Here is a 24,448-nt window from a genome sequence, read left to right on the forward strand (position 1 = left end):
GTGAAGCATGGAACCTATTGGTGTATTCAAAGCGTTATCCAACGAAACCCGACTCCGCATTTTGAAGTGGCTGAAGGAACCGGAGAAGCATTTCCCTAAACAAGGCGCTCACCTGCCCAAGGAGGTAAATTACAAAGGCGGAGTATGTGTAGGGGATATTCAGGAAAAAGCCAACGTTTCTCAATCTACGGTTTCCCACTACTTGAATATGATGCAAAAAGCGGGACTGCTGGAATCCGTGCGTCATGGTCAGTGGACTTATTATAGAAGAAACGAAGAAGTCATTCAACAGCTGGCTGAATACTTAAAAACAGAAATTTGAGGATCAATTTCTGTTTTTTTTACTCCATAATATCTATATTCCTAGATATTTAATTATTCAAAAAAGGAGATATTTTAAATGCGATTTATATTTTATGTACTGGCTCTTTTGGCTGGAGCAGCACTCAGCTTTGAAGGAGCAATCTATGCTGAACTGGGTAAGAGCATTGGACAAATCGAAACGAGCTTTTATAACTTCTTTATGGGAGCGATCATTATGGGATTGCTGCTGATTTTCTTTCGAAAAGGAAAGATATCCTATGCTTTTGAAGCACCCCGGTGGACTTTGCTTGGAGGTGTACTCGGCGTTGTATATTTAACCTCCATTGTCGTCAGTGTTCCTTTTGTTGGTGTGGGTATCACCATGGTTGCCGTAATTATCGGACAGTTAGTCATGAGTATGGTGATTGAACATTTCGGATGGCTGGGCAGTAAGAGAACGGGAATCAACAAAGAGAAAGTTTTCGCCGTTGTTTCCATGGTTATTGCACTGATATTGATCAATTAGGAGGTTTGTCAGCATGGGTTTATTTATGATTTTGTTTACATTGATTGGCGGTATTACATTAAGTGCACAATCCTCCATCAATGGTACGTTGAGTCAGAAAGCAGGAACGATAGAGACCACATTTTTAACATTTCTTACAGGGACGATGTTTTTGACGATTTTTATTTTGTTTTTCGGAAGCGGCAATGTCCTTGCACTTTTCGAAGCACCGAAATGGCAGTTAAGTGCGGCATTTTTAGGTACGATGTATCTGCTTCTGACCGTCATGGCCGTGCCAAAGATTGGGGTTATTGCGGCTAATATTGCCGGTATAGCAGGCCAGCTGATCATCGGTGTGGTTATCGATCATTTCGGGTGGTTTAACAGCATGGTCATCACATTGGATGTGAGACGTGCTTTTGCCCTACTGTTTATGATGATTGCTCTTTATTTTATTTATAGAGGAAATAAACGCTCCGTCAAGGAAAGCACTGTACAGCAAGTTTAAATTGAATATGAATGAAAAATATCGCCGCTGCATACCTTTTTCTATCCTGCTGCCCATCTCTTGAACTGGCATGTTATACTAATTAAGTGAGCCGTATTCCAAACACGACAGGACACTTATGGCGATCAGGAGCGTAAAGGAGCGGGCGCGGCATGGATATGGTTAAGGTGTTTATTTCCCAATACGGTTATTTTGCAATTCTACTTTTGTTAGCTTTTGGTATAATCGGGCTGCCGATACCGGATGAAACGCTGATGCTGTTTGTCGGTTATCTGGTTTCCATACATGTACTGAACTTTATACTATCCGTCTTGTTTAGTTTCGTGGGATCGGTAGCGGGGATGACGATCAGTTATCTCATCGGGAAAAATATAGGCTTTGCCGTAATTGAAAAATACGGAAAGTGGATCGGATTAACATCCAAACGCTTCGAAAAAGTGAGAAGCTGGACAGCAAAGTATGGAGCATGGGCGGTATTTTTGGCTTATTTTATACCTGGTGTCCGTCATGCAGCTGGATATGTATTCGGTATTACCAAAATGAGATTTAGAAAATATGTGTTATTCTGCTGCATTAGTGCAGCTATATGGTCCGTACTGTTTGTATCGATCGGATATTATGTAGGAGAAAAATTGTCTTAACGTATAGGTTTCGAAGCAACCCTGGGGCTCAAGCGCCCAGGGTTTTTTTATTTTGTAAGCAGCATTTTAAAAATATATGTTTAATATTTTATTGAAACATTTTATATTTATAAGAAGAAAGTGAAGGGGAGGAAGCCCATATGCAGCAGAAACCAAAATATGCAGGGTATTTATTTGCCCATTTTAAAGGAGAAGAATATGAGGATGGCGAGCAGGTGTATTTTGCATTAAGCCAAGGCAATGATCCGTTGAACTGGCAGACCTTGCACGGAGGGAAACCGGTGCTTGTCTCGGATCTGGGTGAGAAGGGAATTCGGGACCCTTACATTGTACGGTCACCAGATGGCGGCCGTTTCTATATGGTGGCTACAGACCTTCGGATTTATGGCAATGGAGACTGGGAACGTGCGGTAACGTCCGGAAGCCGCAGCATCATGGTATGGGAATCACAGAATCTCATCGACTGGTCGGGGCCGGATATGGTGGAGATTGCTCCTTCAGGAGCAGGATGCGCCTGGGCACCAGAAGTGTTTTATGATGAAGAGACGCAGGATTATAAGGTGTTCTGGGCTTCTATGATGAATACCGGGCTGCAGGACGAAGATTCGAGCCGCTACCATCGAATGATGTATGTCTCAACCAAAGATTTCCGGACCTTCAGCGAGCCTGAAGTCTATATGGACTATGGGTATTCGGTGATTGATACGACGATGATTCAGGAGAAGGGCGGAATTTACCGTTTCTCCAAGGCGGAGCATGTTAAACATGTGATACAGGAGAAGGGGATGTCTTTCCATGATTCAAACTTTAAAATGCTGAATGATCATGTAGAGACTCCGTTTATGGCAAGGGGCGAGGGGCCGATAATCTTCAAGTCGAATACGGAAGAGAAGTGGATTCTTTTTATCGATGAGTATGGATTAAGAGGATATATCCCGCTGGAAACGGATGACTTGGATTCAGGGAGCTGGCGTCTGCCGGAGCAATATTCTCTGCCAGGCACGCTGCGGCACGGTTCGGTGATCCCGGTCACGACGGAAGAGTATGACAGACTTCTGGAGTATTATGGAGGAGGAGAAGAGAATGGAATATAATCAGCCGACATTAAGCGGAGCATGGGCAGATCCTTTTTTACTGAAGGACGGAGAGGACTATTATTTATATCCGACGAAGGACAGCGTAGGCTGGGTGTATGACAAGTTCCATGTGTTTCACAGCAAAGACTTAATGCATTGGGATGGCCCTTATCTAGCTCTGGATCTGGCGGATGTCAGCTGGGCCAGCCAAAGCGCCTGGGCGCCTGGAATTAATAAATATAACGGCAAATACTACATGTATTTCTCCGCAGAAACTCAAATCGGTGTGGCTGTAGCGGATTCTCCGCTGGGACCGTTCCGCGATATGCTGGGACGTCCGCTGATCACAAAGGATGAATATAACTGTCAGAGTATTGATGCCGATCTGTTTGTGGATGAGGATAACCAGCCTTATCTGCTGTGGGGACAGGGAAAGTGCTGGATTGCTCCGCTGAATGAAGATATGGTGACCTTCAAACGCGAACCTGTGCTGCTCTCCAAACCATTGTACACCGCACGCGGCAAGGATCCTGATGTTTTCGATCACGGCGTTTATAACGAAGGCCCTCATCTGCAAAAGGTGGATGGCCGATATCTGCTGACCTGGAGCAATTACGATACCCGGGATCCCCGTTATCAAATTTGTTATGGTGTCAGTGACCATGTGTATGGACCTTATGAGGCACCGGAGGATAATCGCGTGACCCGCCCCTCGAAGCAGTTCTACGGAACAGGACATGCATCCATGGCCCGGTACGGCGAGGGCTGGGTGCTGTGCTACCATCGGCTGATTGATCCAAAAGACTCCAAGCTGCGGGAAACCTGCATCAGTGTCATTGAGTTTCAGGATGGCAGACCTGTAGTCAATGTGGATACAACGCTTGCGCCTGTCGATTGATCTATGAACAAGAGCTGTCTCAAAGGTTAAACTGAAGTGGCGGTATCAGGGGGCTAAACCCTGCATCGCCGCTTCTTTATATTTCGCTGTAATCCAATTGACGATAGTCTAATCAGACTATATAATGTGTTTTAGTCTAATTAGACTAAAACGGGAGATTAAAGGAGTAAATATGAAATGATAAAGTCATTTTTAATGTTGGGGCAGTCGAATATGGCGGGACGTGGATTTTTGCATGAAGTGGATCCTATCTATCATGAAAAAATAAAAATGCTGCGCAATGGACAGTGGCAGATGATGACAGAGCCCATTAATTATGACCGTCCGGTTTCCGGTGTAAGCCTGGCGGCTTCTTTCGCTGATGCCTGGTCGAAAACTAATCCGGGTGAAGAAATTGGTTTGGTTCCTTGTGCGGAAGGCGGAAGTTCCCTGGATGACTGGCATCCGGAAGGCATCCTTTTTCAGCATGCATTGTCTGAAGCCCGCTTCGCCCTGCAGTCCAGCCAAATCTGCGGAATCCTTTGGCACCAGGGTGAGAGTGACAGTTATCGTTCGCTGCATGAAACTTATTCCAACAAGTTGACGCATATCATCGAAACCCTTAGAAATGAATTAAAGCTTGATGAAGTACCTTTAATCATTGGCGGACTTGGTGATTTCCTTGGGAAGACCGGTTTTGGACAGCATGCGACAGAGTATGTGCAGGTCAATGAACAATTGCAGCACTTCGCTAACGAACAGCGGAATTGTTATTTTGTAACAGCGGCGGATTTGACCGCGAATCCTGATGGCATCCATATTGACGCGGTTTCGCAGCGTAAATTCGGTTACCGCTATTTCGAAGCTTTTTCGAAAAAGTGTCATGTTTTGGAACCCATCCCGGGGGAGGAGCAGTCGCTGAAAGTGAAAGACAGCTATTGTAAAACAGAACAGATTTACCTTCATAGCATGGATTTGGCTTTGGGTAAAATCACGTACGGGGAATTCGAGGCACAGTTGGCCAAGGTGATGCAGCCTTGATCCCCTTACTCATCCTTGGTTTGCTCATCCAAAATCCTGGCGCTCATGGCTACGAATTACTGACTCTAATGGAAAAACGTCAATACCAATACATTGTGAACTTCACGAAGGGGTCGTTTTATTACAATCTGCAGCAGCTTGAAGAAAAAGGCTGGATTAAACAGATTCAGCAGAAATCTTCAACCCTTGGACGTGAGAGCCGGAACTTTACAATTACGAAATCTGGAATGGCTGAGTTTGAACAGTTAATGGTTAAATACGGTACCAAATCAGAATACGTGAACCTGCAATTTTATGGAGCGCTGCTCTTTGCGGGTGAATATGATAAAGACAAACTGCTGGAACTGATCCAATCGCAGATCGACCAGACTAAAACCCGAATCGCGCTCCTTGATGAATACCTGTCCAACACACAGGAATTTCCCGGCACAATGGATTACTTCCGCCGCATGAACGAAAATTCCCGTTCCCATCACTTGGTTAACCTAGAGTGGTTTGAACAATTGAGAGCAGAAATCGAGGGACACATTATTTGAACCGACAGTCGCTCACAACAGTAAAAAGGGCCTGGTCTCAAGTAATAAAGCTTGAGACCAGGCCCTTATAAATTTATTTCAATGCCTTGGCGATGAATGAGAACACAATAATGATGAAATACACCATAACAATGTGCTGGATCGAGAACATAAACATTTTGTGCGACCAGATCTTCGGCTCCGCTTTATTAAAGCTGGTGAAGCTGAGTATGAGCCAAGTCATGTTGATGATAAATACGATACCGGCCACAATCGGGCTGAACGGCCAGAACAGGAAGCTCGAGGCTGCCAGCATAATCAGATAAATATTCGTCTGAAGGTATGTGCGCTCAATCCCTTTAACAACAGGAAGCATCGGAACACCTGCTGCCTTGTATTCATCAAAGCGACGGATCGCAATACCGTAGAAATGAGGCATTTGCCACAAAATCATCGTGACCACAAGCGCCCATATGCCAGGGTGGGTGTAATCATGAGAAATCACGGACCAGCCGATCAAAGGCGGGACTGCGCCCGAGATACTGCCCACTTCCGTGTTGTAGACGGTTCTTCGTTTCGTCCACATGGTGTAAGGCACCATATATAGAAACAAGCCGAGCAGAGCGAAGAACGCAGCCATAGGCGAAGCAAGCAGCAGCAGGCCCGTTCCCGCAGCTGTGAGCAGAATGCCCAGCAGCAGACCTGTTCGAGTATCGACCTGGCCCGTAACAGTCGGGCGGGTCTTGGTCCGCTCCATAATCGCATCAATGTCCCGGTCAAACAGGTTGTTGAATGCTCCGGCAGCACCAATGACGAATGAGGAACCAATCAGCGAAAAGATGATGCTCAGCAGATTACCTGGGATGGAGGCGTCATACACGTACAGTGCCATACATAATCCGGTGAAGACAGCAATCAGGTTGGATTTGATAATTCCGGTTTTGACCGTCTCTCCAAGAGCTTTAGAGAAAGACTTATATTCAAGGGCCATCTTGGGTTGTGATCTATTATTTATAGTCATCAGCGGCTCACTTTCCATTATAATAAATTCATATGCCTTACGATTATATCACTCTACGCCCGACAATTTGCGTTAAAGTGACATTATTAATAATAATGTCAATATTTCGCAGGATCATTTTACTCAAATAAGATAATCTTACCACAAAACTATGGGTTAGCAGTAGTGAATTTATCTCAACCTAATCAGGATATATTGACCAGCCCCATAGTATGGAAATCAATTCCGCATGTAAAACGCTTGCAAGGAAAAATAAGATGTGATATCTTGAATGTGTAATCGGTTACAGGTTATTTAGCGAGCATGATGTAACGGGTTACACAACATTCACGATGAATTATAATCTATATAGAATGAAATGATAGAGGTGAGTCCGGAAGATGGCAACCATTAAAGAAGTAGCCAAGGCAGCAGGCGTATCGGTGGCTACCGTATCGCGTGTAATGAACCAGAACGGTTACGTGCATGAAGATACACGCCGCAAGGTTGAAGACGCAATCCGTGAATTGAATTACACACCGAACGAAGTGGCTCGCTCCCTGTACAAGAGGAAGTCAAAGCTGATCGGTCTGCTGCTTCCGGACATCACCAACCCTTATTTTCCGCAGCTGGCAAGGGGTGTGGAGGACCGGCTGCAGGAGCAGGATTTCCGCCTGATCTTCGGCAACAGTGACGAGAGCCGGCAGAAGGAGACGGATTATCTTCAGACCTTCCTGCAGAACAATGTCGTGGGCGTCATTTCCTCTACAAATGCGCCGGATCATGATATGTACACCGGTCTTGGAATCCCGGTTGTGTTTTTGGACCGAACACTGAATGACAACCCAGCGGTATACGCAGATGGACGAGAAGGCGGCAGACAGGCAGCCACAGAACTGGTGAAGCGAGGCAGCACCAACATTACGATCATTCAGGGACCGGCCGATGTGAGGCCTGCAATGGATCGTTTTCATGGGGCGGTCGAAGCGCTGGAGTCATCCGGCACTTCCTATGAGGTGCTGAAGACGACTTCGTTTTCCTTCACGGAGGCGGAGGGCTGGGCGAAGGAACTGTTCCGGAGGTATCCGGATAGTGACGGCATCATCGCCAGTAACGATATCGTAGCGTCTGCTGTGCTGCAGGAAGCGGTGGGGTTGGGCAGGCGGGTCCCGCAGGACGTGCAGATTATCGGCTTCGACGATATTCCGCTGAGCCGGCTGCTGATACCGTCCCTGTCGACCATTCACCAGCCTGCCTACGAGATGGGCCGGGAAGCGGCGGATCTCATCATCCGCTTGATCGAAGGACAATACATCGAATCTAGACATATTCAGTACGCTGTAGAATTTATAGAACGGCAAACAACGCGAAAGGTGGAATCCTGATGGCTAAAATTACAGTGGTGGGAAGTTCCTCGATGGACCTGGTTGTTACTTCAGCGAAACGTCCGGGAGCTGGAGAAACCGTGCTGGGGGAAAGCTTCAAGACAGTACCGGGAGGAAAAGGCGCCAACCAGGCGGTGGCTGCGGCGAGACTGGGAGCCGAGGTCACGATGATTGGCTGTGTGGGAGATGATCACCTGGGACAGGTCATTTTGGACAATTTCAAAGCCAATGGTGTTTACACCGCCTATGTGGAACCGGTTACAGGCGTGGAGAGCGGGACGGCACATATCGTTCTGGCAGAAGGGGATAACAGCATTGTTGTTGTCAAAGCTGCGAATGATCGAATTAGCCCGGGATATGTGGACAAGGCGATCCAAGCCATACGAGAGGCTGATATCGTCATGATCCAGCAGGAGATTCCCGAGGAGACGGTCATTCATGTCAGTGAGCTGTGCCGGGCTCACAACATTCCGCTTATTCTAAATCCGGCACCGGCCCGTCCCGTTCCACAAGCTGTCATTGAAGCGGCATCCTACATCACGCCAAACGAGCATGAAGCTGAAATTTTGTTTGAAGGTCAGCACCTTGCAGCTATGCTGCGGCGCTATCCTGGCAAGCTGCTCGTAACCGAAGGCAAGGCAGGAGTTCGGTATTTTGACGGCATTCAAGAAGTTGTGATTCCCGGCTATCACGTGGAGGTTGTGGACACAACCGGAGCAGGAGATACCTTTAACGGAGCACTTGCTGTGGCGCTTGCCGAAGGCAGGAGCCTTCCGGAAAGCCTGAAGTTTGCCAACCGGGCTGCTGCACTGTCGGTGACCCGCTTCGGGGCCCAAGGCGGTATGCCCAGCCGCAGCGATGTGGAAGGGAGCTTATAAAATGAAGAAGCACGGCATCCTGAACAGTCATATTGCAAAAGTGCTGTCCGATCTCGGGCATACCGATACCATCGTCATTGCAGATGTGGGGCTTCCGGTTCCGCCGGGAGTTCCCAAGATTGACATTGCTCTGAACCTGGGTACACCAAGTTTCAAAGAGGTGGTGGACACCATCGCCCGTGACATGGTGATTGAACGCATAATTCTTGCGGAGGAGATAAGGTCAGAAAATATGGAAACACTACAATATATGCAGGAACAATTTCCGCAGGAAGACCTACAGTTCTGCCCGCACGAACAGTTCAAGGCACTGACCCGGCATGCCAAAGTCGTGATCCGCACCGGGGAAGCAACACCCTATGCGAACTGTATCCTGCAGGCAGGCGTTCATTTCGGCTAGAAGGAGGAGAGCATCATGAACATACAGATGAGAAATATTCATAAATCCTTTGGCACGAACCGGGTTTTAAGCGGTGTGGATTTTGATTTGCGTGAAGGCGAGGTCCATGCGCTTATGGGCGAGAACGGCGCGGGTAAATCCACGCTGATGAATATATTGACCGGCCTCCACAACCGGGATGAAGGCTCCATACAGATTAATGGCAGTGAGACATCATTCCGGAATCCAAAGGAAGCCGAAGAGAACGGGATTGCTTTCATCCATCAGGAGCTGAACATCTGGCCGGATATGACGGTACTGGACAACCTGTTTATTGGTAAAGAAATGACCTCCCGTTTTGGGGTTCTAAATATGAAACAGATGAAAGCACTCGCCGCAGAGCAGTTCGCGAAGCTGTCGGTGAGTATTCCGCTGACCCAGGAAGCCGGGGAATGCTCGGTCGGCCAGCAGCAGATGATTGAAATCGCCAAGGCGCTGATGACGAACGCTAAGGTGATCATTATGGACGAGCCGACGGCAGCGCTCACCGAGCGGGAAATTACCAAGCTGTTTGAAGTGATTCGCGCCCTAAGAAAAGAAGGCGTTTCCATCGTGTATATTTCGCACCGGATGGAAGAGATTTTCGCCATCTGTGACCGGATTACGGTCATGCGTGATGGCAAAGCAGTGGACACGAAAGATATCCCGGAGACGTCATTTGACGAAGTGGTCCGAAAAATGGTCGGACGCGAGCTCACCGAACGCTACCCTGCAAGACACCCCGCGCCGGGTGAAACTGTGCTGGAAGTGAAGGATCTGAAGCGCAAGGGCCGCTTTGAGGACATCAGCTTCTCTGTGAAAGCTGGTGAAATCGTAGGTGTATCCGGACTGATGGGCGCAGGACGGACGGAAGTGATGCGAGCCATCTTCGGCCTGGACCCGCTGGACAGCGGCGAGATCTGGATCCGCGGCAAAAAAGTGAACATCCGCAAGCCCGATGATGCCGTGAAGCATGGCATTGGCTTTATCACCGAAGACCGGAAGGACGAAGGTCTGGTGCTCGATTTTTCAGTACGTGAGAATATGGCACTGCCGAATTTGTTCAGCTTCTCTTCCAAAGGATTTATCTCAGGCAAAAAAGAGCAGGAGTTCGTCGATACCCTGACGAAGCGCCTGCAGATCAAGACACACACCACCGAAACGGCGGCGCGCAGTCTGTCGGGCGGTAATCAGCAGAAGGTCGTCATCGCCAAATGGATCGGCATCGGTCCAAGTGTGCTCATTCTGGATGAGCCGACCCGCGGCGTGGACGTAGGGGCCAAACGCGAAATCTACCAGCTCATGAACGAGCTGACCGATCGCGGCGTAGCTATCCTGATGATTTCCTCGGAGCTGCCGGAGGTACTCGGGATGAGCGACCGGATCCTGGTGGTCCACGAAGGCAGAATTACAGGTGAAGTGGATGGAAAGCAGGCCACGCAGGAACACATCATGACTTTAGCAACAGGGGGACAGTGACATGACAACCATCAACGACATTAAGGCAGAAAAAAGCTTCAAGGTCGGCCATTTGACACAAAAGCTGGGTCCGCTGCTCGGACTGATCATTCTGATCCTCATTGTGTCCGTACTCAATCCGAGTTTTCTGGAACCACTGAATATACTCAACCTGCTCCGTCAGGTATCCATTAACGCGCTGATCGCATTTGGCATGACCTTTGTCATCCTCACCGGCGGCATTGATCTGTCTGTCGGTTCGATCCTGGCACTCTCCAGTGCATTTGTTGCCAATATGATGGTGGCCGGAGTCGATCCGATTCTGGCCATCATTATCGGCTGTGCTGCAGGCGGTGTGATGGGCCTGGTGAACGGACTGATGATCACGAAAGGGAACATGGCTCCGTTTATTGCCACATTGGCGACCATGACGATTTTTAGAGGACTGACGCTGGTGTATACGAACGGTAACCCGATCACAGGCCTTGGCGACAGCCTTGCTTTCCAGCTGTTCGGACGCGGTTATCTGTTCGGGATTCCGGTTCCGGCCATCACGATGCTGGTGACTTTCGCTGTACTGTGGGTGGTGCTGCATAAAACCTCGTTTGGACGCAAAACGTATGCCATTGGCGGTAACGAAAAGGCCTCGCTGGTCTCCGGAATCAAAGTACCGCGCGTGAAAATCATGATCTACTCGCTGGCAGGTATGCTGTCTGCGCTGGCCGGAGCGATCCTGACCTCCCGTCTGAATTCCGCGCAGCCAACGGCAGGCACATCGTATGAGCTGGATGCCATCGCAGCCGTCGTGCTCGGGGGAACGAGCCTCGCAGGCGGACGCGGCCGGATTGTTGGTACGCTGATCGGTGTGCTGATTATCGGAACCTTGAACAATGGTTTGAACCTGCTCGGTGTCAATTCATTCTACCAAATGGTCGTAAAAGGGATCGTCATCGCGATCGCTGTGCTTCTCGACCGGAAGAAATCCGCTTAAGGGGGTAATTACTCATGAAAAAAACAACGTTGTTCCTCGTCTCCCTCATGCTGATCTTTATTACCGGCTGCTCGATGGAGCCTCCGGAATGGGCCAAACCGAAGCTGAATGGAGATGTGAAGGAACTTAAAATCGGCCTGTCGATTTCTACACTGAACAATCCGTTCTTCGTTTCTTTAAAAGACGGCGTCGTTGCGGAAGCCCGGAAACAGGGGATGGAAGTCGTCGTTGTCGACGCACAGAATGACGCTGCCAAGCAGAGCAATGATGTGGATGACCTGATCCAGCAGGGGGTTCATGTCCTGCTGATCAATCCAACGGACTCTGCAGCCATCTCCAATGTTGTGCAGACGGCAAACAGCATCGGCATTCCGGTCATTACACTGGACCGTTCTGCGGATCAAGGCGAAGTTGCCGCATTGGTTGCGTCCGATAATGTGAAAGGCGGCCAAATGGCTGCTGAATATATGGTGAAAGAGCTTGGCAAGAATGCCAAAGTGATTGAACTAGAGGGCGTGCCGGGTGCATCGGCAACACGTGAGCGCGGTCAGGGCTTTCATAATGTGGCGGATCAAGAGCTGAACGTGGTAGGCAAGCAGGCTGCGGACTTTGACCGCACGAAAGGCTTGAATGTCATGGAAAATCTGCTGCAGGGGAACCCGGATGTCCAGGCGGTTTTTGCCCATAATGATGAGATGGCACTGGGTGCACTGGAAGCGATTCAAAGCTCCGGCAAGGACATCATGGTCATCGGCTTTGATGGCAACGAAGATGCGCTAAAGTCCATTGAAGCAGGCAAGCTTACAGCGACCATCGCCCAGCAGCCGGAGCTGATTGGTCAGCTGGCGGTCCAGGCTGCAGTAGATGTGCAGCAGGGCAAGGAAGTACAGAAAACCATCCCGGCACCGCTGAAGCTGGTCGTGAAGGAATAGAGCAGAAGCAGTGCATGATTCAGGATGTTAAGTGAATGATTAATATGCTGAAATGTTAACCGGCTTTACGCTTTACGCAGCTCCGAAGGGGTTCTGCCCTTCAGTGTCTTGTAGACGCGGTTAAAGGTTCTGATGCTGGTAAAGCCGCATTCCAGCGCAATATCCAGAATGCTGTCTTCCGTCGTCTCCAGTTTGATTTCGGCCAGGGAGACGCGCACGGTATTCAGATATGTTTTAAAAGAGATGCCCAGCGTCGACTTGAAGGACCGGCTGAAGTGATAGGGATCGATATTAAAATGTTTGGAAATCGACTCCAGCGTGATTTCTGTGCGGCAGTTCTCTTCGATGTAAGACAGGATTTTCTGCATGCGGGCCCGCTGTTCGTAAGGTTCCTTACCCTTCGGAATGCATGTCACCGATCGCTGCAGGAGGGCGCAGAACTGAAGCAGTGTCCCCCGGATCATCATGGATGAGCCGGCAGCCGGGTTCTCGGTTTCCCTCTGAATGGAGTGCATCAGCTCAACCAGCTGGGGACGGAGCTCCGGCTGGGGAGTGAAGTAGGGAGAAGTGAATTGAAATTCACTTGGCCATATTCGTGAAGCACCCAGCAGCTCAGGCTTGAATATAAGCACGGTTGCCCTGGAATCCATGCCGGCATATTCAAGGTAATGGATGTCATTGCTGCCGCAGATTATGAATTCGCCCTCAAAAACCTGCCGTCTCTCCTCATTGACTCCGAGCACAAGGCTGCCGGATTCGACATAAATGATTTCAACCTCCGGATGGCAGTGGGCATGAAAAGCGATATTATTGTGGGTAAAGATGTGCAGCGGCAGCAGGCTGTCAAATTTCCAGTTTTGATAAAAGAATTTCATGGTAACCACCACCTTGTCTGCGGCAGCTCGAAAGATGGAAGAAGAAGTAACACTTTCGGCAATTCCATCATAGATAGCGCGCGGTGGTTTGTCCAGAGGGGCAGGCCTGCAGAGGTGAAACGTTCCTATTAGAAACTAAAACAAAAAAAACCGCTCTTCGGTTAAATGGAAGTGTGAACAGCCATTTACGAAAAGGAGCGGTTTTTTTGTAGCGTTATCTGCATCTGCTCAAGCGCATCATCTTCAGCACAGCGAGCGAAGGGTTATAGCGGTGTATATTGGCTTTTCATCTCATAATAGCTACCGGCATCGGAGGACAGATGAAAGGCCCACATGGCTTCCAGCACATGATAAGCCAGCTCACCGCTCGCTTGATGGCGGGTGCCGTTCTGGATAGCCTCTGCCATATCAGCCGGACCGAGTCCCCGGCTGTTGGTGGCATTGCCTTCGGTCAAAGGCACTTCCGTCCAGGCCTCATCGCCAAGCCTGCGGTATTCCACCGTACCCCCGAATCCGTTCGGATTAGGAACCTTCAGGCTGCCTTCGGTGCCATGAATTTCAATTTGGGGAAGCTCACTTCCGCCGAAAATGTCAAAGCTGGTAATGAGTGTTCCTATAGCACCATTCTCAAATACCATCGTTCCGGCCACATGCGTTGGAACCGCGACAGGGATGATCTGTCCGCGTTTCTTTTCACTTGTGATGGTTCGCTCGGGGAATGCCTTACTGGTCATGCCTGCCACACTGCGGATTGGACCAAGCAGCTGAATGAGCGCCGTGAGGTAATACGGGCCCATATCGAACATGGGGCCTCCGCCTTCGGCATAATAGAACTCTGGATCCGGATGCCAGTTCTCATGCCCCCGGCTCATCATGAACGCATTGGCAGATACCGGACGGCCGATTAGCCCGTCACGCACAACCTTTAGTGCAGTCTGAAGACCTGCGCCGAGGAAGGTATCCGGGGCGCTGCCGACATAGAGGTTTTTCTGCTTCGCCAGATCCAGCACCTGCTTGCCCTGCTCCAGCGTCAATGCGAGCGGCTTCTCAACGTATACATGTTTACCCGCCTCTAGGGCCTGCAGACATACATCCGCATGGACACCTGGAATCGTCAGATTAATGATCATGTCAATATCCGGCATGGCCAGGAGTTCCTCAGGGGTACAGGCGACCGGAATCTGATGCTGTTCAGCCTGGCTTCGCGCTTTCTCCAGATCGAGATCTGCACAAGCTGCCACTTCCAGAGAAGAAAAGGTAGGGATATTCTTCATATAAATGCCGCTGATATTTCCACAGCCGATAATGCCTGCTTTAAGTTTTTTCATGTTCTCATCTCCCATGATTGCGTTATACTTGACTGTCGTCCATACCGGAATAGGAGGACGGCCCACCGGCAGCTTCAATTGCCTCCGGGGTATTCTTGCCGCCCGCTGCCCACAGGAGTCCGCGTGTCATCAGCTCCCTAACCTCCGGCATGTCTACGATATCGGCGTGGTGTCCCAGCGCGTTGTAATACACCCGTCCAGTTCCCCACCGTTTCGTCCAGACGACCGGCATGTCCACAGGACTGTTCAGACGGTGAGGACCGTCCGCAGTCGGAAAGCGTGTGGTAGCCAGAACTTCTACGGCCGGGTCAACATGCAGGTAATACTGCTCCGACTTCACCGCAAAGTGAGACATCCCCTCAACGAGCGGGCTGGAGCTGTGTTTGATCTCCACGGTATATTCGACACCGTCGTTGCCGGGATGTGCCACCCACTGTCCGCCGGTCATAAACTGCCAGTCCACATTGGTACGGAAGGCATCGCACATCCCGCCGTGGCAGCCGGCAAGTCCAGTTCCGGCTTGTACCGCCTCCGATACATTTTTGACATATTCACCTGGAATTTCGCCCATCGTCCATACCGGAACGATCAGGTCCAGCTCTTTCAGCCGGGCTCCGTCCTGGAACGCATCCAGCGTATCCGAGACCTCAACCTGAAATCCGTGCTCTTTTAAAATATTTTCAAAAATTCCGGCTACCTGTTCAGGCTCATGTCCATCCCAGCCGCCCCATACGATCAGTGCTCTTCTCATCTTCATTGACACTCCTTATTCGTTACATTTCCGAGATGGATACCCAGCGGCGTTCTTCAATAGAACGATCCACGGCTTCCAGCACGGCCTGGCATTTAACCCCATCGGCAAAGCTTGGTTCCGGCTGACGGTCTTCCTGAATGGCATTGGTGAATTCAAGAAATTCATGAATGAACGTGTGTTCAAAACCGATCGTATGACCCGGCGGCCACCATGCTTCGGCATAAGCGTGAGACGGGTCTGTCGCAACTACGCGGCGGAAGCCCTGCACATCCTCATCGTCAGAGGTAAAGTAAACCTCCAGTTCATTCATGCGTTCAAAATCAAACCGGACACTGCCGAGACTGCCGTTAATTTCAAAAGAATTGGTAGAGCGGTGTCCTGCTGCAAAGCGGGTAGCTTCGAAACTGCCGAGCGCTCCATTGCTGAACCGGGCTAGAAATAGGGTCGCATCGTCCACCGTAACCTCACCCCTTGGTCCGTCCTTGCTGCCCTTGGCGCTGAGGCCGGTCATTTCGGCAGCCAGCGGCCGTTCCTTGATGAATGTTTCGTTCATACCGATCACTTCATCCAGATCTCCCACGAGATAGTGGGCGAGGTCGATCAGGTGAGCACCCAGATCGCCGTGGGAACCGGAGCCGGCAATATCCTTCTGCAGCCGCCATACGAGCGGGAAGTCCGGATCCAGAATCCAGTCCTGCAGGAACCAGGCACGGAAATGATAGATTTTACCCAGGCGTCCGCTGGTGACAAGCTTCTTGACCAGCTGCACGGCAGGGGAGAAACGGTAATTGAAACCGGTCATATGCTTGATGCCGGCTTCTTCTGCCGCTGTCAGCATCTCGCGAGCGTCCTGCAGGCTGAGTGCCAGCGGTTTTTCGCAAAATATATGCTTTCCGGCTTTTGCAGCAGCCAGTGCAATTTCCTTGTGGGCATCGCTTGGTGCGTTAATATCAATGATGTCAATATCATCTCTTGCAATCAGTGACTTCCAGTCACTCTCCGCCTCGGCCCAGCCAAACCGGGATGCAGCTTCCTGCACGGCTTCCGTATTACGTCCACAGATCACGGCCATTTCGGGCTTTAATGCATTCGGAAAAAACATCGGCAGTGCACGATAGGCATTGCTGTGCGCCTTGCCCATAAATTTGTAACCGATCATTCCAACTCGCAGTGACATGTAAGAACCTCCCTGATTTTTAGAGAATACTTTTAAAGAATACATGGTGATGATTCCGTTATGATAACGTATACATTATAAAGAATTTCGAAATTTTCCGCTCGCCAGTTTATGATTCATTATGGACAAAAATTGCACATGCCAGCATCAACAGGCCCTAGGCCGAATGGTTAATGGGGGATGGGACCGGGTATAAATTCTAAAAGTAGCTGGCAGTGTGAACGACCTTCAGAAAGGAATGTGGCTATGGACTCTATATTGTTTTTGATTCTTGCCGGCTTGTATGCCGTGCTGACTGTCTGGGGTATTATGCTCTATGAGCGTGATTCTTCGCGGGGACTACGATATCTGCTTTTTCTCGTGACACTCGGACTGGTGTGGGATAATGGGCTGATTGGAGCCGGAAAGTGGATTGGAGAGGGGACGTTTCTGGAGACACTGAGCCTCAGCCGGTTCTGGATTCATGCACTGTTTACGCCATTGCTGACACTGGTGTCCCTTGACCTGATTGTGAAGGCAGGAGGAGACTGGGCGAAAAAGAGGGCTGCTGTTTGGGGTGCCTGGCTGTTTACGATCGCTCTCGTGATTTACGAGCTGGTGACGGAAACCCTGCCGCTTACCGTGAAGCCGGAATGGGAATACGGTGCGCTAAGATACGTATCGGCAGATGAATCCTCGGGACCTCCGCTTATGGTTATTGCGATTCTGATTCCGCTGTTTGCAGCAGGGATTGAGTTATGGCGCCGCAAAGTGACGCCAGTGCTGTTTTGGGGTACGCTGCTTATGCTGATCGGCAGTGCGGTACCGATTCCGATCGAGAGCTCTGCGGCGACCAATATTTTTGAATTAATCCTGATCACGTCCCTCTGGTACTCCATTCAAAAGGTGCTCACGGTACGTTCCAGCTGACTTTAGCAATTCATCTGTGTCATACTTGTAAAAACAAGCTATCTAAAGGGAGGATACTATGGCTTTAAACACAGCAATCATAGGTACAGGATGGTTTAGCGGGATGCATGGAGATATTTTGGCCCGAATGGACGGGGTAGCTGTCAAGGCGTTCGTCGGCACAAATCTGGAGAAGGCAGAGAAGGCCGCCAATAAATACGGCGCAGCAGGGTACGACAATGTGGAGCACATGCTGGATCAAGTCAAACCGGATGCGGTATACATTTGTGTACCGCCGTTTGCCCATGGAGATATCGAGCAGCAGCTTCTGGAGAGAGGCATCCCTTTTCTTGTGGAAAAGCCGCTGGGAGCAGAGATGGAGACACCAAATAGGATATTGCAGAAACTGCAGCAGTCCGGACTCATTACTTCGGTGGGCTATCATTTCCGCTATACGGATGCGGCTGCACGGGCAGCTGAAATGCTGCAGGGCCGGACAGCTGGCATGGCGCTCGGCTACTGGATGGGGGATATGCCGCAGGTATCCTGGTGGAGGAAGCAGGAAGGATCCGGTGGACAGTTTATTGAGCAGACAACGCATATCGTAGACCTGCTGCGCTGCTTGCTGGGTGAAGTTGACGAGGTATATGCTGCGTATGGACACCGGGTCATGCAGGAGCGGTATGAAGGTGTGACGGTACATGATGTGGGAACAGTCACTCTGAAATTAAAAAGCGGTGCTGTCGCAACGATCTCCAATACATGTATCCTTCCCGAAGGAGAACAAGCAGGCTTGACCATTTACACCGAGCAGGGAAGCCTGGATGTAAAGTCAGATAAGCTTATCGTCAAAGAAAAAGGGAAGCTGATGGAATATCGGAACGCAGGAAATCCGTATCAACGTGAGAATGAAGCCTTTATTCATGCCGTACGGACAGGCGATGCTTCAGGTATTTTATCTACATATGAGGATGCTGTGAAAACGATGGAGATCACCTATGCGGCTTTACGCTCTGCGGAAACGGGAATGCCTGTGAAGCTGTAGGCAAGAATGATATACGATGGATTACATATAATGCGAGTTTGCTGCAAAAAAAACATGGCGGTGTCAGGGAGATGATCCTGGCACCGTCTTTTTTCGTGTAAATGCTGTATGCGAGCGCCGCAGACATTCAGGAAACATTCAGCCAAGCCTAAGCTTCCCGTAATATCCGGCTAAGTTCCGTTTCAGGTTGGCGGCCTATACTTGGAAATGTAAGACACACCAACTTAAAGGAGCGAATGAACATGAAGAACAAACATATGGGCATGAAACTGATGGCAGGGACACTAGCAGCTGGTCTGCTGCTGGGAGGAGCCGGATATTTGCAGGAACAAGTATTTGCCGCTTCAAGCACAGACAGTGCCTCAAGTTCGGGCAATCTGGGAACATCACCCACTACAGACACGGGAACAGGAACATCGCCGGGATCCGGCAAACTGGACGGATCATTCGGCAAACGGGGCCATGGACCTGGCGGATTTGGCGGAGGACAGATTTTTACGCATGCAGCCGAGATCCTGGGTCTGGAGGAAAGCGAGCTGATGACAGAGCTTCAGGCCGGTAAAACATTGACTGAAGCCGCACAAGAGAAAGGCGTTACTCGTGCCAGCCTCCTTGAGAGGCTCACGGCTGCGATGACACAGGACCTGAACCAGCGTCTGGATGATGGCACACTGACCGAGGAGCAGGCTGCTGCCCAGAAAGAAAAGTGGAGTGAACATCTGGAAGACATGGTGGACCAAAGCGGCTTCAAGCCGGGAGGAATCGGTCAAGGCCGGGGCGAGGGGCCAGGTCATCGCTTTGGTGATGGCGCAGGTCATGGACCGGGAAGATTCGGAAGCCTGGAGGATGCTGCCGACATTCTCGGGATGAGTGAAAGCGAGCTGCAGGCTGGCATGCGGGAGGGGAAATCGCTGGCTGAGCTGGCTGAAGCCAAGGGCATCTCGGAATCCCAACTGATCCAGAAACTGAAAGACAGCATGACGGAGCCCCTGAAGGAGTGGGTCAATGAGAAGCGCACAGCTCCGGATGCACAGAGCGGAGCGGAAGCATCTGATTCAGAGACTGATGCCACCTAAGAACAGCAGACCGTTTTGCGGAGAGGAGGATATTCGATGAGTTCAAGAAGTAAGATGTCCTGGTTATGGATTACTGGCGGTGCCCTGCTGCTGCTGTGGCTCGGATTCCACGTGGTATCCCTGCTAGGACAAGCAGGTCATGCTGCTAGGCACCCTGTTTTCACGCATGGGGGACGCGGTCCGGGACAAGCTCATGACATATTGTTTTATAGTCCAGCATACGGTCATCGCAGCGGTGGGGCTGAGGTGTGGAACGGCATAGGACTCCTGATGGTCAAAATCATGCTGCTGGCAGGCTTCACAGCTATAGCGGCGAAAGCTTCCGGTATGCTGAAATGGACGGGTGCTGCGCTGGCAGTGCTGGCGCTGATGAGCATGGCGACTCCATTTTTGGGACTGGTGATTGCGGGTGTCATCTTCCTGGCTGCCCGCCGGATCAAGCGTCTGGATCATCGTTTTAATCAACCGCTGCCTCCTGTGATACATCCGGAATATGACATGAATTCGGCATACGGATCTTCGTATGAACGAGGGAAAATGCTGGACGAGTGGGAGCAGAACAGCCGCGGAGAGGAGAAGTAATCATGGGGATTTTTGCAAGAGTAAAAGAAATGACGTCGGCAGATATGCATCATCTGCTTGATCGCATGGAGGATCCCATTCCGATGGCGAAGCAGTATATCCGTCAGGTGGAGGAGCAGCGCGAACAGGTGCAGCAGGCTCTGATTCAGCAGCAGTATACCGGGCAGCAGCTGGATCTGCTGATCGCTGGCTCCCGGGCGCTGGTGCAGAAAAGGCAGCGTCAGGCAGAGCTTGCTGTAGAGCGTGATGAGGAGAACATGGCTGAGATCGCTCTGCAGGACAAGCTCCATCATCTGCGGCTGCTTCAGGACTATGAGGACAGAAGACAGGCAATCCGGGAACAAGGAGATAAGCTGAGGGATGTGCTGGTGCGTCTGTCAGACCTGCATCTGGATTTGAATAACCGACTGGCCTTTCAGATGTCACGTCTCCATGCGGCTGAAGTTTCGAGATCTGCGGAGGCTGTGCTGCGTGATTTGGACACCGGACGTATCATCCGTGGGTTTGACCGGGTGGAGCAGAAGCTGGGAAGCTTGGACACCAGGTGGGCAGACCGCCGTTCGTATGACGGCAAGCTGACAGATACAGATGCCTCATCCCGGCTGGATGCTTTTGAAATTCAGGCGTCCATTAAGGCCGAGCTTCAATCCATCAAGTCAGCTATAGCAGCAAAATAAATATTAGCAGACAAGGCTGTCCCGCATCGTACAGGGGACAGCCTTGTTGTGTGTAAAAAAGTGATTCATCACGGTTGACCTTAACGCTGCGTCAAGGTGTATATTGAAAATGCCAGGAGGTGAGAGCATGGAATACACGATTCAAAAGCTTGCCCGGCTGGCCGGAGTAAGTACACGAACGCTTCGCTACTATGATGAAATCGGACTTTTGAAGCCGGCCAGAATCAATTCATCAGGCTACCGGATCTACAGTCAGCCCCAGGTCAACCGTCTGCAGCAGATTATGTTCTACCGCGAACTCGGACTTTCGCTGGAAGCGGTGAAGGAGTTGATGGATTCGCCCTCTTTTGACGATCTGGCGGCGCTGAAGCAGCATCATGAACATCTTCTCGGCAAAAAACAGCAGCTGGATCTGCTGATCCGTAATGTGGAGAGCAGCATTGCAGCCAGTGAAGGGAGAATCGTCATGAGTAATCAGGACAAATTCGAAGGCTTTAAACAGAAGATGGTGAAGGAGAATGGGATGAAATATGGGGAGGAGATCCGCCAGAAGTACGGTGCAGAGCGCGTGGAGTCATCGAATCAGAAGCTGATGAATATGAGCGAGGCGCAGTACAAGGAGGCGGTCTCCCTGGAGACCGAGATCAGAGAGGTGCTGGCGGAAGCGATGGACCAGGAAGATCCGTCGGGCCCGCTGGCGCAGCAAGCAGCCGAACTGCATAAACGCTGGTTGACCTTGTACTGGAATGAATACAGCAAGGAAGCGCATGCCGGGCTGGCACAGATGTATGTAGATGACGAACGGTTCAGGGCTTATTATGATGCACAGAAGCCGGGAACTGCCGAGTTTCTCAGAGATGCGATTAATATTTACACCGGAACTACGGATGAAAGCCGTTAATTGCAGGCCTGTATAAATCATTCACGACAGCAAAAAGGCACTCCACGTCTGCAGTACATGCAGTTCTGGAGTGCCTTTTCTGCGTGTTGAGCTTACTCCCGCGGAACTCTCCTCGCCACACCGGTGACGACCGCGGCTTTGACAACCCTTTCGCGAATGGCTTTCACGACATTTTGATTGAAGACACTTGGAATGATATAGGAAGCATTCAGCTCATCAGCGGGAACGGCAGAAGCTATAGCTTCTGCGGCAGCCAGCTTCATCTCTTCATTAATAACCGTTGCCCGGCAGTCCAGCGCAGCCCGGAAAATTCCCGGGAAACACAGCACATTGTTGATCTGGTTCGGATAATCTGAACGCCCGGTCGCGATAACCCCGGCAATATCCTCTACCGCTTCCGGCTGAATTTCCGGCGTCGGATTCGCCATGGCGAACACAATCGGCTGTTCCGCCATGGACAGCACGTCCTCGCGTTGCAGCAATCCGCCTGCGGACAGTCCGATGAACACATCAGCTCCCCGTATGACTTCGCTCAGCGGCCCCTGAACCCGGTTGGGGTTGGTATGCTCGGCATACCACTGCCACATAGGATGCTCATAGGTTTCATCACGGGTTAATGCCCCGGCACGATCTACCCCGATAATCTCTCCGACACCTGCGGATAATAGGATTTTGCTGCAAGCTACGCCTGCGGCACCAATGCCGCATACGACCACTTTTACCTGATCAATGGATTTGCCGACCACTTTCAGGGCATTGATCAAAGCAGCGTACAGTACAACCGCCGTGCCATGCTGGTCATCATGAAAAACGGGAACGTCTAGCTCGTCCCGCAGCCGCTGTTCAATCTCAAAGCAGCGGGGTGAGGCGATATCTTCCAGGTTGATACCGCCGAATGCAGGCGCTATCGCCTTGATGGTGGCTATGATTTCTTCCGTATCCTGAGTGTCCAGGCAGATTGGAAAAGAATCCACCCCGGCAAGCTGCTTGAACAGCATCGACTTGCCCTCCATGACCGGCATGGCTGCATAGGGACCGATATTGCCCAGTCCGAGAACGGCACTTCCGTCCGAAATAACAGCCACTGTATTTCGCTTGATGGTCAGTGTATACGCTTTCTTGGGATCTTCCTGGATCGCCGCACAGACCCGGGCGACATCCGGGGTGTAGACACGGGACAGATCATCCCGGTTCTGAATCGGAACTTTAGGCTGGGTTTCAATCTTTCCGCCCAGGTGCATGAGGAAGGTGCGGTCAGAAATATTGACCAGCCGGACACCTTTCAAGCTCTGGACGGTCTCTGTGACTGTGCTGATGTGAGCGCTGTCCGTTACCGTAATGGTAATGTCCCGCACGGTGATATCCCCGCTGGATTGAATAACATCAATCGCTACCATATCACCTCCGGCTTCAAATATAGCGGACGCCACCTGGCCAAATTTGATCTCCTTGGTGTTCATTTCAAGTCTGAGAATGATACTCTTGCCTCCGAGCCCCGTATGTTCCACAGGCAAACCTCCTCAAGTCAATGTGATACATCTGTCCTTACATTAGTAAGGCTTCGAGAAGAAGGGGATGAATTCCTTCCGTTGATGGACATCCGTGACGGAGGACATCCATGAGCGTGATTCATTTTTTAGCGAAAATTCGAGTAAGTAAGATGCCGCTCAGGATACCGAATATGATGCTAACGTGTAACTTGGACAAGATATTGGTAAACCATAGAGGTGTGCTGTCTAAAAAGAACACGGAGAACGATGCACAAAAGAATGTAATCAGAAATGGCAGTACTAATGCGTAGTTGATGCTGATTTTTTTCTGTATGATCTTGATAACATGGGGCCAATCAAAAATGATACCCAGACAAAGACTGAGCATAACGATTTTTAATCGTTCCATGTTGGCTGCAGGAGAAATCTCCCTAATGTATTGGTACATCCTTACGTAGAAATGGTCCATTGCGAATAGGATAAATACTACAGCGGTTCCCACCACTAAGAATATGAGTATTTTTTTCACTTTTAATCCCTCTTTTGTGATGATAGTAGTTTGCTTTTTTTAATTTTACCATTAATTTCCTTGATTACTCAAAGAGAGTGAGCAGCGATAAGCTCTTGTATGCGCTGAAATAATAGATTAGGCTTCCCATAGCTTTAAATAACGGATAATTCACAAACTCTAACTTCCCACTGAAAATAACCGTGCTGTGTTACAATAACCGGTATACTAAATCTACGCAGGAGATGATTAAGGCAATGGACAAATCCATTAACGAACAGGAACTGGCGGCATTTATCGCACAGAAGACACAGGCTTCAACTCAGGATATCCGGCTTGTGCTGAAGCACGAGGAAGCCTATATTCAGAAGGCTCACAAGGATGCAAAAGAAGAGGTCGACATTGACAGTGACGATCTGGTGGACTATATCCTGGAACAGAAAGACATCAAGCTGGATGAGCTGACCGTGGAGCGGATCCTGGAAAGCGAGATGGAATACCTTATCCAGAACGGCCACGCGGAATATATGGACTAAGCACTCCGCGAAAATAAACAGCTCATGACACCGCCGTAATTCACAGGGCGGCCGTCATGAGCTGTTTGGCGTGTGCTTTGTAT

General features: G+C 50.2%; 27 protein-coding genes. 21 read left to right on the top strand and 6 right to left on the bottom strand.

Annotated features, from left to right (window positions below; translation table 11 throughout):
* Positions 1-7 precede the first annotated feature (7 nt).
* The 8 genes from HII30_RS16280 (at position 8) to HII30_RS16315 (ending at position 5,487) form a co-directional block, all read left to right on the top strand.
* Positions 8-322 (top strand): ArsR/SmtB family transcription factor, encoded by a 315-nt coding sequence (locus HII30_RS16280; RefSeq protein ID WP_169506108.1) that lies wholly within the window; start codon positions 8-10, stop codon positions 320-322.
* 78 nt (positions 323-400) lie between these two features.
* A complete protein-coding gene (locus HII30_RS16285) occupies positions 401-829 on the top strand; it encodes a DMT family transporter (RefSeq protein WP_169506109.1) in 429 nt (142 codons plus the stop codon).
* 13 nt (positions 830-842) lie between these two features.
* Complete coding sequence (locus HII30_RS16290) at positions 843-1,316, top strand: DMT family transporter (RefSeq protein ID WP_169506110.1); 474 nt, start codon at positions 843-845, stop codon at positions 1,314-1,316.
* Positions 1,317-1,468: 152 nt separating this feature from the next.
* Complete coding sequence (locus HII30_RS16295) at positions 1,469-1,957, top strand: DedA family protein (protein WP_169506111.1); 489 nt, start codon at positions 1,469-1,471, stop codon at positions 1,955-1,957.
* Between the two features lie 140 nt (positions 1,958-2,097).
* On the top strand, positions 2,098-3,051 hold the full coding sequence (locus HII30_RS16300; RefSeq protein ID WP_169506112.1) for a glycoside hydrolase family 43 protein: 954 nt from the start codon (positions 2,098-2,100) through the stop codon (positions 3,049-3,051).
* A complete protein-coding gene (locus HII30_RS16305; RefSeq protein WP_169506113.1) occupies positions 3,041-3,931 on the top strand; it encodes a family 43 glycosylhydrolase in 891 nt (296 codons plus the stop codon). The genes HII30_RS16300 and HII30_RS16305 overlap by 11 nt, the downstream gene beginning before the upstream one ends.
* 177 nt (positions 3,932-4,108) lie before the next feature.
* Complete coding sequence (locus HII30_RS16310) at positions 4,109-4,951, top strand: sialate O-acetylesterase (RefSeq protein ID WP_169506114.1); 843 nt, start codon at positions 4,109-4,111, stop codon at positions 4,949-4,951.
* Complete coding sequence (locus HII30_RS16315) at positions 4,948-5,487, top strand: PadR family transcriptional regulator (RefSeq protein ID WP_169506115.1); 540 nt, start codon at positions 4,948-4,950, stop codon at positions 5,485-5,487. The genes HII30_RS16310 and HII30_RS16315 overlap by 4 nt, the downstream gene beginning before the upstream one ends.
* Before the next feature lie 73 nt (positions 5,488-5,560).
* Here the strand turns inward: HII30_RS16315 and cyoE are convergent, their stop codons facing one another.
* Positions 5,561-6,457, bottom strand: coding sequence for a heme o synthase (gene cyoE / locus HII30_RS16320; protein WP_246246547.1), 897 nt, complete (start codon positions 6,455-6,457; stop codon positions 5,561-5,563).
* Between the two features lie 410 nt (positions 6,458-6,867).
* Between cyoE and HII30_RS16325 the strand changes: the two genes are divergently transcribed.
* The 6 genes from HII30_RS16325 to rbsB are packed head-to-tail and all read left to right on the top strand — an operon-like array spanning position 6,868 to position 12,528.
* Positions 6,868-7,851 carry a LacI family DNA-binding transcriptional regulator gene (locus HII30_RS16325; protein ID WP_169506117.1) on the top strand — a complete coding sequence of 328 codons (984 nt, stop codon included), beginning with the start codon at positions 6,868-6,870 and terminating at the stop codon, positions 7,849-7,851.
* Positions 7,851-8,729: a ribokinase gene (rbsK, locus tag HII30_RS16330; protein WP_169506118.1), complete on the top strand. Its 879-nt coding sequence runs from the start codon at positions 7,851-7,853 to the stop codon at positions 8,727-8,729. The genes HII30_RS16325 and rbsK overlap by 1 nt, the downstream gene beginning before the upstream one ends.
* 1 nt (position 8,730) lies before the next feature.
* Entirely contained in the window at positions 8,731-9,129 is a 399-nt protein-coding gene (gene rbsD / locus HII30_RS16335; RefSeq protein WP_169506119.1) for a D-ribose pyranase, read from the top strand.
* A 15-nt stretch (positions 9,130-9,144) separates the two neighbouring features.
* Positions 9,145-10,626 carry a sugar ABC transporter ATP-binding protein gene (locus HII30_RS16340; protein ID WP_169506120.1) on the top strand — a complete coding sequence of 494 codons (1,482 nt, stop codon included), beginning with the start codon at positions 9,145-9,147 and terminating at the stop codon, positions 10,624-10,626.
* Between the two features lies 1 nt (position 10,627).
* On the top strand, positions 10,628-11,596 hold the full coding sequence (gene rbsC, locus HII30_RS16345; protein WP_169506121.1) for a ribose ABC transporter permease RbsC: 969 nt from the start codon (positions 10,628-10,630) through the stop codon (positions 11,594-11,596).
* Positions 11,597-11,610: 14 nt separating this feature from the next.
* Positions 11,611-12,528, top strand: a complete 918-nt coding sequence (gene rbsB / locus HII30_RS16350) for a ribose ABC transporter substrate-binding protein RbsB (RefSeq protein ID WP_169506122.1) — start codon at positions 11,611-11,613, stop codon at positions 12,526-12,528.
* A 65-nt stretch (positions 12,529-12,593) separates the two neighbouring features.
* On the opposite strand, the gene HII30_RS16355 is transcribed toward rbsB, so the two are convergent.
* From HII30_RS16355 to HII30_RS16370, 4 genes are all read right to left on the bottom strand, one after another.
* Positions 12,594-13,403 (bottom strand): AraC family transcriptional regulator, encoded by an 810-nt coding sequence (locus tag HII30_RS16355; protein WP_169506123.1) that lies wholly within the window; start codon positions 13,401-13,403, stop codon positions 12,594-12,596.
* 263 nt (positions 13,404-13,666) lie between these two features.
* Positions 13,667-14,731: a Gfo/Idh/MocA family protein gene (locus HII30_RS16360; protein ID WP_169506124.1), complete on the bottom strand. Its 1,065-nt coding sequence runs from the start codon at positions 14,729-14,731 to the stop codon at positions 13,667-13,669.
* Positions 14,732-14,753: 22 nt separating this feature from the next.
* On the bottom strand, positions 14,754-15,482 hold the full coding sequence (locus tag HII30_RS16365; RefSeq protein WP_169506174.1) for a ThuA domain-containing protein: 729 nt from the start codon (positions 15,480-15,482) through the stop codon (positions 14,754-14,756).
* 22 nt (positions 15,483-15,504) lie between these two features.
* A complete protein-coding gene (locus HII30_RS16370) occupies positions 15,505-16,662 on the bottom strand; it encodes a Gfo/Idh/MocA family protein (protein WP_169506125.1) in 1,158 nt (385 codons plus the stop codon).
* Between the two features lie 246 nt (positions 16,663-16,908).
* Here HII30_RS16370 and HII30_RS16375 point away from each other — a divergent pair, with 246 nt between their 5' ends.
* The 6 genes from HII30_RS16375 to HII30_RS16400 all read left to right on the top strand — a co-directional run bounded on the left by HII30_RS16375 (position 16,909) and on the right by HII30_RS16400 (position 21,831).
* Positions 16,909-17,571 carry a hypothetical protein gene (locus HII30_RS16375; RefSeq protein WP_169506126.1) on the top strand — a complete coding sequence of 221 codons (663 nt, stop codon included), beginning with the start codon at positions 16,909-16,911 and terminating at the stop codon, positions 17,569-17,571.
* 58 nt (positions 17,572-17,629) lie between these two features.
* Positions 17,630-18,595, top strand: a complete 966-nt coding sequence (locus HII30_RS16380; protein ID WP_169506127.1) for a Gfo/Idh/MocA family protein — start codon at positions 17,630-17,632, stop codon at positions 18,593-18,595.
* Between the two features lie 242 nt (positions 18,596-18,837).
* Positions 18,838-19,671: a hypothetical protein gene (locus HII30_RS16385; protein WP_246246550.1), complete on the top strand. Its 834-nt coding sequence runs from the start codon at positions 18,838-18,840 to the stop codon at positions 19,669-19,671.
* A gap of 36 nt (positions 19,672-19,707) precedes the next feature.
* Positions 19,708-20,253, top strand: a complete 546-nt coding sequence (locus HII30_RS16390) for a hypothetical protein (RefSeq protein WP_169506129.1) — start codon at positions 19,708-19,710, stop codon at positions 20,251-20,253.
* Between the two features lie 2 nt (positions 20,254-20,255).
* Entirely contained in the window at positions 20,256-20,930 is a 675-nt protein-coding gene (locus HII30_RS16395) for a PspA/IM30 family protein (RefSeq protein ID WP_169506130.1), read from the top strand.
* A gap of 127 nt (positions 20,931-21,057) precedes the next feature.
* A complete protein-coding gene (locus tag HII30_RS16400; RefSeq protein ID WP_169506131.1) occupies positions 21,058-21,831 on the top strand; it encodes a MerR family transcriptional regulator in 774 nt (257 codons plus the stop codon).
* Positions 21,832-21,923: 92 nt separating this feature from the next.
* On the opposite strand, the gene HII30_RS16405 is transcribed toward HII30_RS16400, so the two are convergent.
* Positions 21,924-23,339 (bottom strand): malic enzyme-like NAD(P)-binding protein, encoded by a 1,416-nt coding sequence (locus HII30_RS16405; RefSeq protein ID WP_169506132.1) that lies wholly within the window; start codon positions 23,337-23,339, stop codon positions 21,924-21,926.
* 747 nt (positions 23,340-24,086) lie between these two features.
* On the opposite strand from HII30_RS16405, the gene HII30_RS16410 reads away from it, so the two are divergent.
* Positions 24,087-24,365, top strand: coding sequence for a hypothetical protein (locus HII30_RS16410; RefSeq protein WP_169506133.1), 279 nt, complete (start codon positions 24,087-24,089; stop codon positions 24,363-24,365).
* Positions 24,366-24,448 lie beyond the last annotated feature (83 nt).

Origin of the sequence: Paenibacillus lemnae (assembly GCF_012933385.1) — a bacterium.
Taxonomy (GTDB): domain Bacteria; phylum Bacillota; class Bacilli; order Paenibacillales; family Paenibacillaceae; genus Paenibacillus_AQ; species Paenibacillus_AQ lemnae.